9 protein-coding genes are annotated in these 12588 nt (G+C 38.4%); 1 reads left to right on the forward strand and 8 read right to left on the reverse strand.

All coding sequences use genetic code 11. The features are described 5' to 3' along the window. Window positions 1–41 precede the first annotated feature (41 nt). From mnmG to ACHFIZ_RS02860, 8 genes are all read right to left on the reverse strand, one after another. Entirely contained in the window at window positions 42–1904 is a 1863-nt protein-coding gene (gene mnmG, locus ACHFIZ_RS02825) for a tRNA uridine-5-carboxymethylaminomethyl(34) synthesis enzyme MnmG (RefSeq protein ID WP_410882650.1), read from the reverse strand. A 61-nt stretch (window positions 1905–1965) separates the two neighbouring features. Further along, complete coding sequence (locus tag ACHFIZ_RS02830) at window positions 1966–3828, reverse strand: ABC-F family ATP-binding cassette domain-containing protein (protein WP_410882652.1); 1863 nt, start codon at window positions 3826–3828, stop codon at window positions 1966–1968. A gap of 126 nt (window positions 3829–3954) precedes the next feature. Further along, on the reverse strand, window positions 3955–4401 hold the full coding sequence (gene ybeY / locus ACHFIZ_RS02835; RefSeq protein WP_410882653.1) for an rRNA maturation RNase YbeY: 447 nt from the start codon (window positions 4399–4401) through the stop codon (window positions 3955–3957). A gap of 8 nt (window positions 4402–4409) precedes the next feature. Further along, window positions 4410–7718 (reverse strand): hypothetical protein, encoded by a 3309-nt coding sequence (locus ACHFIZ_RS02840; protein ID WP_410882655.1) that lies wholly within the window; start codon window positions 7716–7718, stop codon window positions 4410–4412. 106 nt (window positions 7719–7824) lie between these two features. Then, complete coding sequence (locus tag ACHFIZ_RS02845) at window positions 7825–8016, reverse strand: cold-shock protein (RefSeq protein ID WP_410882657.1); 192 nt, start codon at window positions 8014–8016, stop codon at window positions 7825–7827. A 105-nt stretch (window positions 8017–8121) separates the two neighbouring features. Further along, window positions 8122–9054, reverse strand: a complete 933-nt coding sequence (locus ACHFIZ_RS02850) for a hypothetical protein (protein ID WP_410882659.1) — start codon at window positions 9052–9054, stop codon at window positions 8122–8124. A gap of 22 nt (window positions 9055–9076) precedes the next feature. Beyond that, window positions 9077–9946 carry a phosphodiester glycosidase family protein gene (locus tag ACHFIZ_RS02855; RefSeq protein ID WP_410882661.1) on the reverse strand — a complete coding sequence of 290 codons (870 nt, stop codon included), beginning with the start codon at window positions 9944–9946 and terminating at the stop codon, window positions 9077–9079. A gap of 23 nt (window positions 9947–9969) precedes the next feature. Further along, window positions 9970–11220 (reverse strand): aspartyl protease family protein, encoded by a 1251-nt coding sequence (locus tag ACHFIZ_RS02860; protein WP_410882662.1) that lies wholly within the window; start codon window positions 11218–11220, stop codon window positions 9970–9972. A gap of 43 nt (window positions 11221–11263) precedes the next feature. Here ACHFIZ_RS02860 and ACHFIZ_RS02865 point away from each other — a divergent pair, with 43 nt between their 5' ends. Next, window positions 11264–12586, forward strand: coding sequence for a D-alanyl-D-alanine carboxypeptidase/D-alanyl-D-alanine-endopeptidase (locus ACHFIZ_RS02865; protein WP_410882664.1), 1323 nt, complete (start codon window positions 11264–11266; stop codon window positions 12584–12586). Window positions 12587–12588 lie beyond the last annotated feature (2 nt).

Here is a 12588-nt window from a genome sequence, read left to right on the forward strand (position 1 = left end):
GAAAACATTAATTAATGATTTGTAAATCAGACTCTTATGTGTTATTTAGTGAGGTGAACCATTAGAACTGAGATATCAGAAGGGGATACACCCGAAATTCTGGAAGCTTGCCCCAAGGTTCTTGGCTTAATCTTTAGAAGTTTTTCTCTAGCTTCTTTAGATAAGGAAAGCAATTGTGCATAGTCGAAATGGGGATTTATATCTTTGTCCTCCATCTTCTGCATCTTGTTAACAATCTCCTGTTCTTTTTCAAAGTAGCTTTCGTATTTAATCTTTATCTCAGCTTGCTCGATTGTCTCTTGATCATAATCTTTCAGGAGTTGCCTAAATGGAACGCTAACTGTTTTGATATCGTTAATGCCAACCTGCGGTCTACTTAGTAAATTAATGATTTTAACATTTTGATTAAGAGGACTAGTACCTAGTGTTTCCAATAAACCATTTGCCACTGCCATCTCAATTCCTTGTTTTCTAGTAAATTGAACGATCGCGTCAGAGTTTGATATTTTTTTATTAACCTTTTCCAAACGCTCGTCGCTAATTAAACCCAAGCTGTGGCCAATAGGTGATAGTCGTATGTCAGCATTATCTTGTCTTAATAAAAGTCGGTGTTCGGCTCTGGAGGTAAACATTCGATAGGGCTCTTCTGTCCCTTTTGTGACTAAGTCGTCAATAAGTACGCCAATATAGGACTCAGACCTTTTCATGACAAGCTCTTCCCTTTCATAAACCTTTTGATGGGCATTAATCCCGGCAATAAAACCTTGACTAGCGGCTTCTTCATAGCCCGTTGTCCCATTAATCTGCCCTGCAAAAAACAAATTCGCAATTAGCTTAGTTTCCAACGTCAGTGCCAGTTGTGTAGGTGGGAAGTAATCGTATTCTATCGCATAGCCAGGTCTAAACATTTTGGCATTTTCAAATCCTGGGATCTTGATCAAAGCTTTATATTGAACATCTTCTGGAAGGGATGTAGAGAAACCATTTACATATATTTCGCACGTATTCCATCCTTCGGGCTCTACAAATATCTGATGACGTTCCCTATCAGCAAATCGATTTATTTTATCTTCTATTGAAGGACAATAACGAGGTCCCAAGCCTTTAATTCTGCCAGTGAACATTGGGGATTTCTCAAACCCTTCTTTCAATGTTTCGTGAACATTCGAATTTGTGTAAGTTATCCAGCAGCACCTTTTCTCTTTGGGAATATCGACGTTGGTATATGAAAATTTTCCAGGATTCTCATCTCCCCATTGTTCTTCCATCAACGAGTAATTGAGTGAGCGTCCGTCAACCCTAGGTGGTGTTCCCGTTTTCATTCTACCTGCCTCAAATCCTAGTAAAGTAAGTTGTTCTGTAATTCCGGTAGCTGCCTTTTCTCCTGTCCTCCCGCCCCCAAATTTCTTTTCGCCTATATGTATTAAGCCGTTTAAGAAAGTTCCATTAGTTAGGATCACTGATTTCGCTTTTATTTCAACACCGAGCGAAGTTTTTACCCCAAGGACAACTCCATTTTTTATAATTAGACTATTAACCATATCCTGCCAGAAGTCCACATTAGGTGTAAGTTCTAGCGCCAATCTCCACTCTTCTGCGAATCTTTTTCTATCGTTCTGAGCGCGAGGGCTCCACATTGCTGGGCCTTTTGAAAGGTTTAACATCCTAAATTGTAGCGTGGTTTTGTCAGAAATTATACCAGAATATCCACCCATTGCGTCTATTTCACGCACAATTTGTCCTTTTGCCACTCCACCCATAGCTGGGTTGCAGCTCATCTGGGCAATGGTCTCCATATTCATCGTAATAAGCAGCACAGAAGAGCCAAGGTTGGCCGCCGCCGCGGCGGCTTCACAGCCAGCATGGCCAGCGCCAACTACTATAATATCATATTCTTTAAACATAGTATGTATTTTTATGTTCCACGTGAAACAGCCCTAAAGCGTTCCACGTGGAACATCGTATTTAAGACGTCAATTCCGATAATTCTAACCAGCGACTTGACACATCGTCTAGTTTCTTTTTTAACTCGTCAATAGCTTCACTTACCTCTTGTATTTTTTGATACTGCTTACTATCTATTTGTAATAAAGACTTATCGAGTGTTTCAATTTGAATTTCAAACCCCTTAATTTTTAGTTCTGAATCTTCTAGTTCTTTTTGTTCTTTGTAAGACAGCTTTTTCACTGCAGGCTTCTCCTTTTCATTTGATTTGGTCTCCTTAGCTTGGGGCTTTTCTCTAGCAACCTCCAAACTATTTTTGTGCTCAGAGTAATTTCCATTGTAAATGGTTACTACTCCCTTTCCTTCCATAATGAATAACTGCTCGCTCATCTTGTCAAGTAAATAACGATCATGGGAAACCAGGATCAATACCCCAGGGAAGTTTTCAAGGAATTCTTCCAATACATTTAAAGTGTCAATATCAAGATCATTTGTTGGCTCATCAAGAATTAGAAAATTGGGATTTTGCATAAGCACTTTCATCAGGTGTAAACGTTTTTTCTCACCGCCGCTCAGCTTTTCAACCATACCATGTTGCTTTTTAGGGGGGAACAAAAATAGTGTCAAAAGCTGAGAAGCGGTAATCATCGACCCATCCGCCATCTTTATATATTCAGCATCAGATTTGACAATGTCAATCACCCGCTCCTTCTCGTTGAAGGCCAATCCTCCTTGCTTATAATAACCGTAAACAGTCGTTTCTCCTGTCCCAACAATTCCACTTTCAGGAATCAAGTTTCCTGTGATAATGTTAAGCAAAGTTGACTTACCGGTTCCGTTTTTCCCCGCTAATCCAATTCTATCAGCTTTTTTAAAAGTGTAGGAAAAATCAGATATGATATTCTTCTCTCCGAACGTTTGTCCAATGTGATCTAACTCAAGAATTTTACCACCCTGACGCGCCATCTTCATGTTTAGGTTAATCGTTTGATTATCAGATCTTTGTTTAGTCTTTTCGTCGAGATCGTAATAAGCATTTATTCTTGATTGTGACTTCGTGCCTCTAGCTTGAGGCATCCTTCGCATCCACTCCAACTCTTTCTTGAGTAAGTTTTTGTTTTTTTGAAATGTGCTCTCATCAGCGGCTTCCCGTTCAAATTTCTTTTCTAAAAAATATGCGTAATTGCCATTATAGTTATACATCTTTCCCCTGTCCAGTTCGACTATAGCATTACATACATTGTCTAGGAAATAACGATCATGTGTCACCAACAGTATTGTTTTATTTCCGGTGGTTAATAAACTTTCAAGCCACTCGATAGTATCAATGTCCAAATGATTTGTAGGCTCGTCTAAAACATAAATGTCCGGGTCTTCTATTAATAATTTAGCCAGAGCTAATCTCTTTTTCTGACCACCGGAAAGGGTCGAAATTTTTTGCTGTAGATGCGTGATTCCCATCCGGCTAAGGATAGTCTTAATTTCATGCTCATACTCCCATGCATTATGTTCGCTGAGTTCCTCGTATAAACGATTTAATTTTTTCTCGTCTGGATTAGGATATTCTATAAGTTCCTCGTATTCTTTTATTAGCTGCTGCTGCTTGTTGTCTAAAGAAAAAATAAAATCGCTAATGGAGTATCCTTCCGTAAAGGTCGGCTCTTGATCTAGGAAGCCAATTTTTATTAATTTATTTTTGACGATTTTACCTTCAAGAGGGGAGAAGCGTTCTGCAAGTAGCTTTAAAAGGGTGCTCTTGCCAGCTCCATTGATTCCCACAAGGGCTACCCGCTGACCAGTCTGGATGCCCAGCGTCAGATTTTTAAATAACCATTCATCATGATAGGCGTGGCCTAAGTTTTCTGCTGCAATTAGTGTGCTCAAAGTCTCTGTTTAACGATGTTATAGATAAGGAATTACCACAAAAGTAAACAATAAATACTTTATCGCATGAACCTTGACTTTGCACACCTCTTAACCCTTCAGAGCGAAGCAAATAGTCCGGTAGATTTAAAGCGCATTAAGCCGCTCTCGAAGGTGTTGCAGGTAATCGTCCTCTTTGAACGTCATTTTTAGTTTGTCGGCCTTTGTTTTGTCCTTGTAGCCTAGTAAATGTAGGGTTCCATGAACCATGATTCTAGTTAGCTCTTCTGTAACTTTAACTTTTTGGATGATAGCATTTTCTTTGACGCGATGTATACTTATGAATATATCACCTGCAACAGTTTTTGTCAATTCCGAGTTATCAAATGTGATAACATCAGTATAAGTATCATGATCAAGATATTGCTGATTTAAGCCCAATAAATATTCATCAGAACAGAGTATAAAATTTAGCTCTTCCAACGCATAATGCTCATTTTCTACAACAGAGAGTAGCCAGTTCCTAAGAATTTTTTTTTGTTTTACAACGTAGGGCGCATCTTCTGAAAAAAAATGGATGGAGTTAGAGGACATATCAAAAGTTATTTCGGCAAATTTAACAATTTAAAATAGGTCCTGATCTTGTTCTTGTAATAGTAGTTCATCTGCGGGGGTAACTTTTGAAGCCATTCTGTCTCAGATTGTTGCTGAGCTTTGTATTTCTCTAACATATTTTTATAAGAAGGCGGGAATTCCTTCGCCGCTTTTGACTCTCTTTTCACATCCTCGTCTTCCTCCTTTTCTGCTTTTTCTGCGTCAAGCATTTTATCAAGAATTTTTTTCTGACGGTCTAAAGTTTGCTCTTCAATCCTTTTATTAACTAGGTCGTTCTCTGTACTTTTCATTTCCTCAATCATTTTATTGAGGTCGCCCATACCGTTTTTGCCGTCTTTATTTTTTTCTCTGTTTATTTTTTGCATTGCTTCCCTGATCATTTGCTGTCGCTGGGCCATCATAGAAAATTCCAGACTCATCTTGCCCTTTGGTACTTTTCCCTGGTTTCCATTCTTTTGCATTTGCTGTCGAGCATTCTGCATATTCTTATTTAACTGCTCTTGCATTTGCTGAAGCTGCTTCATACTCCCCTTACTTTTACCTCCGCCTTTGGGATTCTTCTGAGCGTTTTGCAATTGTGACAATGCTTCACTTAACATCAAAGACAGATTGTTAATGGAAGTCATTGCATATTGCTGGTTCCGATTTGCGCTCGAAGTATTCCTTTCGCCTAAATTTTCAAGGCTTTTATCTACATTTAAATTGATTTTTTGCATCTCATCGTTCACTACTGACTCAATCTGAGGTACTCTTTTGCTTAAAGCAAACAAGCTGTCCGAAATGGTTTTAAGATTGTCCTTAATGACCCTTTGTTTCTGGACATTGGACGTGTATAAGGCGTCACTGGAATTCATCGTTTTTAAAGCCAGCATCACTTTTTCTTGGTCAAAAGAGGTTTTAAGCAAGTTTTCAAGAAGCTGACGCAATTCTCCGGCATTAGCTTTACTTTCGGTCGCTGAAGACTCCTGCTGCATTTCCTCCATTTTTTTAGCCATTTGTTGCATTTGTTCAGCCGCCTGATCCTGACTTTGAGCAGCATTTTTCTTATTGCCTTTATCTAATTCATCCTTGCTTTCCTTTTGTTTGTTCTCAATGCTCTTTGCTTCCTGGTCGGGAACTTTAAAGGCATTTGGGCGCTCAAGCTCCTGATTCTTTGCGTCAATACTTTCAAGCTCCTTTTTTAGATTTTTAAAGTCTTGGTTAAGTTCTTCCTGAGTGACTTTAAGATCCTCAGCCTTTGTGTCCTTGGACTTACTTTGTTGCGTGAGTTCTTTCTGTTCTTTTGCTAAATCCTTTAGTTGGTCGATATTATTCTGAAGGTTTTGTTCGAACTCGAGTTGCTTGTAAAGCTCAAGAATCCTATCAAGCTCATTTTTTAAAGATTTATTGTCCATCTGAATTTTGGACAGCTCATTTTGAGCCTGATCTTTATTATTTTCATCCGTCATCTGTTGGAGCTTTTTAAGCAAGGACTTGGTTTTATCATCCAAAACATTGTTAAAAAGATCGTCAATTTGCTTTTGCTTTTCAGCTAACTCATCTTTAAGGATGTTATTTTCTTCCTTTTCGACAGTGTTCTTTTGCTTTTGCTTTTTGATTTCTACAAGCTTCGCTTCCAGCTGTTTTTGCTTTTCTAAAAGTTGTTCAACTTGTTTTTTGTCTTCAAAAGAAAGCTGTTTTTTATCAAGTAAAGCGGCTCCTAATTTTTTACTCTCCTTTTCAACTTCAAAAGCCAGCCTTATCGCATTTTCCATCTCCTGCTTCAAATTAGCGCTCCCTGTATTTATCTTTTCTGTAATCTGTTGTGGAGTCGGAGGCGTGAAGGATTTTAGTTCAGATCTGGTTTTCTTGGCACCGTTCACGCCGTCATTATCTGCTACTTCAAAAAAGTACTCAATAGACTGACCACCCTTTAACGGATCATTTGCTATGTTCCAGCTATAGAAAAAGGAAGCCTGTAGTGCGTTTTCTTTCAATGGAATCGGCTTTTTAAGAAAGATTTTCGTGACGCCGCTTTCTTTGATGTTAACAACAAAAGTCAAAGCACTAAATCCATGATCGTCAGAAACATTTCCTGAGAAATATAAAGCTTTGCTAGAAACAGAATCCGGAGATTCTACCACGGATATTCCTGGGAACTGATCTTTTATCACGGTGATCTGATGCAAAAGAGAGTCTTTGCTGTTTACGTAAGCATTCTTGGGATTAACCTGATAAGAGACATTTTCGTCGATTTTCTTACTAAATATGAAATTACTTTGACGGTCAGAAAGCTCATGTTTTTCTTCACCAATACTAAAAGTTACGAAAGAGCTATTTTCTGCTCTGATGTTCCATTTCACCAGCGTTCCCTCTGGTATTAGCATATCGCCGGCATTTTGAATCTCCTCAGGTGCTTTTCGAAGGTAAGATGGATAGGTTAAATTGGCCACCATGCTCAAAATAGCTGGGCGCAGATTCACAACGAGTACATAAGTTTCTGAATTGAAACCGCCCGCAGAGAACTGTATTTGTTTGCCTTTTTGAATATTCCTGAACGTATATTTGAAATTAGTTTTGCCAATTTTCTCCAATTTATAAGTGTTCAAGCCGTCAGATAGATATACGTCTTGAGGGATTTCGTTACCGCTGATCTTTAAAGATATAACTGCGTCATCACCCTGTGTAAACGTTAAGGTTTTACTCGTAATGTTGAATTTGAAGGGGGCTATCGGACGTATTTCCTTGTCATATTGTACAAAACGGTTTGTACCTTCTTTCAGCACGGCGGGAGCAATGATCCAGATCAGTATGATCATAGAAAAAGGCAATAAGAAATACTTAATATATTTCTTATTCTCGGACAGATGAACCGCTTGGGTGAATGCAATAGGCTTCAGTTCTGTGATCTTCTGATCAATACTAGCGAAGATTAGCATGCTGTTCTCGGGACTCCTATCGGCTAATTCCTTCAATTGTAGTGTGTTTAGTAACTTATCTCTAATACTGAAAAAGTGATTTCCAATAAGTTTTGCAGCCTCATCCAACGATAACTGTTTGCCCAAACTTAGATAGGAGAGCCCCGGGATGATCACCCAGAAATACATAAGCAGTACTGAAACTAAGACATAGCTGAAGAACAAGATCGTCTTAACTGCAATTGCGGGGTTAGAATAATATGTGAACAAAAAAAGAATCAAAAATAAGCCCAGGAGGCATGACAATGTGTAGATAATTCCCCTGAGCAACCTGTTCAAATAAAACTTTTGAGTAAACTCATTTATTTTAAAAACCAGAAGATCGTAGTTGCTACTCATAAGCGAAGGGAATAGATACTAAATTAGAAAATATTCTAATGACTTTAAGGCAAAAAAAAGAGGATGACTATTAAGTCATCCTCTGCACAATTATGTTTTTAATAATCTAGATTACTTTAACATTAATCGCATTCAACCCTTTTTTGCCGCTTTCAACTTCGTACTCAACTTTATCGTTTTCACGAATTTCATCGATAAGGCCTGTTGAATGTACAAAGATTTCGCTATCTCCGTTTGCAGGGATAATGAATCCGAAACCTTTAGTTACATTAAAAAATTTTACTGTTCCTTCTTGCATTGTATTATTTATTATAAAATTAAGTGTGCAATGTACAGATAATTTTTAATTAAAATACAAACGCTTCATTTTTTGGTAAATAGAAGTAGAAACCGCAGGTTTTTGTTACTTTTTACCTATCAGAATTATCTTAATTTCGCTGGAGTGAGCCTTACTTAGTGTGCTACCAGCAGTCACTTTAAAAAGGTTCCGAACGTATATATCAAGGATTCCCTGAACAGCTTTGGCTTTAGACTCCAAAAATTCAGGCTGAACGAAGTATAGCTTGGTCATGTGAATCCTGCCATTGTCATCTACAACAGCAGACAACTCATAGGCAAAATCCTGATACGCTCTTGAGATCTCAATCCTATATTTCGGAAATAAATAGTCATAAGATTCCGTTCTACCCATTAGCGTATTGACCGTAGAAATCTTCTTTACCTGAACAATCAAGCTCGTAGGTGTAAAAATTACCGGCTGCCGACCAGCAAAGGCAGTCTTAGCATTTGTAGGGTTTTGATTCGATTTTGTAATTAAACTTTCAATATAAGCGGTATCCGCAGCAGTTGGCTTCTGTAGTTCTTGGGCAGTAGTTTTAAGCGTATTTTTTATATAGTCTTCGCTATAATAAACTATGTTAACGTCTGATCTGATATCACTTGATATTTCTTTTCCTTTCAAATGCAGACGTTGAAATAAGAGACTATCTTTACTAATTTTCTTAATTCTAAAGTATTCTTTAGCAAAATTATAAACGTTACCATGATCAAAAAGTAAATAGAACGGTTGCATCCTTTGTTTCTGTGGACTCCAGGCGGAAACGGTATCATTAGATTTGAATTCAATAATCCACGTCGGTTCCTGTTGGAATCCCATTTCATTAAAAGATAAACCGGTACTGAAACGTCTTTTAACCTCATAATATTTGATTCCAACAATAGTGCTGAAATCAAGCTTTTTCCCAATCTTCTTTTCTCTAAGTTTATGAGGATCTTCCCCACAGCTAACTAGCGAAATGGCTAAGCTTAATACGGAGAACATTATCTTTTTATTCATGCTATTTTTAGTATTGCGCCTATTAGCGCTTGGTCTTTAAAAGAATTGTATTGGCTACATTTCGCTCACCGGTATGGTCCCACTTTTTATTATCGGTAGGATAATTGACTACCCCATTTTCCCCTTCTCCAGCTACCCAAAGCGTAGATGAGCCGCCTCCGTCAAGGTTAATAGATGATGTACATCCCAGCCATCTCATTATCTTCCGGAGCTCAAACAAGCTCATTCCGGACGAATTATCATTTCTTCCATCAACAGTGAGTAAAATGACTCTTCCCCCGGGCTTTAATCCAACTGCCGTTCTAGGATGCCGGGTTACACTAAACGAACCTGAATCTAAGAAAGTTTCCATATTATTTATGGACATTAACGGCCCGGTAACCATCATATTATCCGCCCTTTCTTTGACTTCCCAATCTGTGGAACCATCCCATTTTTTGATGTTTAATTTACCATCTGTAATTAAAATAGCAGCTTGTTGATGCGCAGATCGATTTCCTCCCTGTCCCAGTCTATTTTGTGTAACAACTGACCCATCTACTTTAATGAGATCAACCGAACCGCCATTTTTCACATCAAAGAAGGTTCCATTAATCGCAGCTAAAGCGTTACTTTCCAGCCCGAATGCGCTTGTTGGCTTAAGGATCTTTAGTTCCTGCCCAATTACGAATACAGCGGACCTTTTTTTATTCTTAACTTCGATATAGCTGATGTTTTGGTTAGATCCAAAAAGGTTCTGATCATTAAAATGATGAGTGATTAGCTTGGAATTTGCTTTTATAGCTTTTTTTGTCCATTTAGTTTTTACAAATGTGATCGAGTCAAGGTCCTGAGCATACCCGTGCTGAAAGACTCCAAGAAAAATCAGTAACAAAAGGATGTTTCGAAACATACCCGAAAGATAAAACTAAATATTTATATGCGGCGTTTCAATCTCATGTATTTGAAGAGCAGCTCACCCTTTCTATTCAATGTAAGTAGCATGCTTTTACCATCTCCAGACCTGAACATTCTTGTTATTTCATTCAGGTCCATTCGTTCAGTAGAAGAAAAGTTAATTGCTAATATTTCATCATTCTCTTCTACGCCAGACTCTTCCCCAGGAGATTTTGGTTCTATTCGTGCCACAAAAAACCGCTTATTGTTAGCCTCTTTGACATATATCTCCAGTCCTGACATGTCATGATCGAAAGGGCGTTTAAAATTAACGTTTTTGAGTAGATACAAATTGCCATTTTTGTAATCAAAAGTCGTATTAAACCTGCTTAAAAGATCTGCCCCTAAGCTCCCGTTTCGGTTTAGAAGTAATGCCTTCGCTGCTGCGTCATCGTAAATCGGGAACGAGGCAATTGCTTCTTCAAATGTAAAACTACCGATGGCTAGCGTAGTCAACCGTCCAATTTTACCGCTTATTGAACCACTTAAACCATTCCCTAAATTCGCATCAATTACCTTCTTCGGGAGCGGAAATGCCTTGCCTTTCCAACGTTCTAGAGAAATTGCATGTCCTGCACCATTGTCAACCAAAACTTGTGTGTCATTTACCCCTGACCCCGTAACCTCTAATCTCACATTAATGTAGGGTTTGTTAAATATAAGTTTAAAGGGAATTTGCTCACCCTTAAACTTCATCTTAGGATCAGGCAAACTAAATCGCAATACTTGAGACGAATAATTGATACTTACAATAAAGCTATTGAAAAAATAATACCCCAGAAGGCCATGAATTTTAATCCCTAGATAATTCGAGAGGCCGAGAAAGTCTTTTTTGAGAATCGCTGCTGGAATATGCTGAATTTTAGCCTTACCAATAGCCACCGACATTTCAGTAGTGATCAGCGCATCAATATCTGGCCCTTTTCCTAAGCCACTAATTTTTGCAGGCTTTAAATATTTAAGCCCAAGCGAATCTGTGATTGAAGCATCAGTTACGATCAGAGGTGAAACCCCGGTGTCTAATATAAAATTAAAAGGGCCGGTATTGTTTAGATAAATTGGAACGACAATTAGGTTTTTGACTAGCGTAAAGCTTATGCTGTTTTTCTTTCTGGAACCTTTAAAAAGAAACTCTTGACCCCAAGCAGGACTTGACGCAATGAAAATCGCTATAATGGTGCTTAAACTCATAATAAATTGTAACTTCCTAATGTCCTGAAGCGGTTTCATTGAACTAATTTAATAAATTGGTGACAAGTATAAATAGTTTTTTATGGTAAAAAATATTTTCGGTGGTATAGCCGTACTCGGCGGTGTCTGTTCTTTACTCCTAACATCCTGTTCTCTAGAGAAACAAATGGCCCGTAAGGTGTCAAAGGTATTTGAGCGCTCTGAAATACTCAAAAAGTATCACGCAGGCTTCGCTCTTTACGATATGTCGAAAGAAGCTATGGTGTATCAGCAAGACGCAGACAAATACTTTACCCCGGCTTCAAATACCAAACTATTCACCTTTTATGCAGGCTTGAAGATGCTTCCAGAGTCTATACCCTCTCTCAGGTACATCGAAAAGGGAGATTCCCTGATCTTTTGGGGAACGGGTGACCCTTCTAATCTTCAATCGCAATTGAAGAATACCCAAGCATATAATTTTTTGAAGGCCTCTGGTAAGAAGCTTTTTTTTGCACCCGGCAGATATTCAGGAAGCTTTTACGGCAAGGGCTGGGCTTGGGATGATTACAACGACTATTATCAGGCTGAAATAGACGAACTCCCGCTGATGGATAACCTTGTAGATTATGAAGTCAAAAATGGATCATTAGTAATTAACCCCAAAGTATTCGTGCAGCACACAATCGCAGACTCGAACTCAAAAGCGACTACATTTCGCATCACAAGAAGTTTTATTGAGAATAAGTTCACGCACCCAAGCCTACTACCTGCGGATAATTACAATCAGAAGGTGCCTTTTAAAGTTAGCGTAAATACGACGCTTCAAATTTTGTCTGATACCTTGGGTAAAGCAGTCGAAAGTATTCAAATGTCAATGCCTGCTTACGCAAAAACAGTGTATGGCATCAAGTCTGATTCAGTGCTTAAGGAGATGATGCTACCAAGCGATAACTTCATTGCAGAGCAATTGCTCTTAGTTTATTCGGATAAGCTGGGGCAAGATCTCAGTAGCGAAAAAGCTATAGCCTATATCCAAAAAGAATACCTTTCAGCTTTGCCAGACAAGTTTATTTGGGCTGATGGATCTGGCCTTTCGAGATATAATTTGGTAACACCAAGAACCATGATCAAGCTGCTTGATCTGATCTATAAAGAGGTTAATGATCCAAAAAGATTATTCAACATGCTGCCTGCAGGAGGGATGTCTGGCACACTAAAAAATGCCTATCCTAAAACAAGCCAACCTTTTGTATTTGGAAAAACAGGTTCCCTGACAAATGTTCACAATCAAAGCGGATATGTGGTCACGAAAAAAGGTAAGACCTTCTTATTCTCTTTTCTCAACAACAATTTCGTGGTACCAACTGTAGACGTAAGAAAGGAAATGGTAAGGATCATGACCTATATCCACGAAAATTACTAGCT

It is taken from the genome of Pedobacter sp. JCM 36344, assembly GCF_046546555.1.
Classification (GTDB): domain Bacteria; phylum Bacteroidota; class Bacteroidia; order Sphingobacteriales; family Sphingobacteriaceae; genus Pedobacter.

What these genes read in the sequence shown, in the direction of transcription:
- ybeY (WP_410882653.1), bottom strand. Translation starts at nt 4,401, where the DNA reads ATGTCCTCTAACTCCATCCATTTTTTTTCAGAAGATGCGCCCTACGTT.
- mnmG (WP_410882650.1), bottom strand. Translation starts at nt 1,904, where the DNA reads ATGTTTAAAGAATATGATATTATAGTAGTTGGCGCTGGCCATGCTGGC.
- ACHFIZ_RS02850 (WP_410882659.1), bottom strand. Translation starts at nt 9,054, where the DNA reads ATGAATAAAAAGATAATGTTCTCCGTATTAAGCTTAGCCATTTCGCTA.
- ACHFIZ_RS02845 (WP_410882657.1), bottom strand. Translation starts at nt 8,016, where the DNA reads ATGCAAGAAGGAACAGTAAAATTTTTTAATGTAACTAAAGGTTTCGGA.
- ACHFIZ_RS02860 (WP_410882662.1), bottom strand. Translation starts at nt 11,220, where the DNA reads ATGAAACCGCTTCAGGACATTAGGAAGTTACAATTTATTATGAGTTTA.
- ACHFIZ_RS02855 (WP_410882661.1), bottom strand. Translation starts at nt 9,946, where the DNA reads ATGTTTCGAAACATCCTTTTGTTACTGATTTTTCTTGGAGTCTTTCAG.
- ACHFIZ_RS02840 (WP_410882655.1), bottom strand. Translation starts at nt 7,718, where the DNA reads ATGAGTAGCAACTACGATCTTCTGGTTTTTAAAATAAATGAGTTTACT.
- ACHFIZ_RS02865 (WP_410882664.1), top strand. Translation starts at nt 11,264, where the DNA reads ATGGTAAAAAATATTTTCGGTGGTATAGCCGTACTCGGCGGTGTCTGT.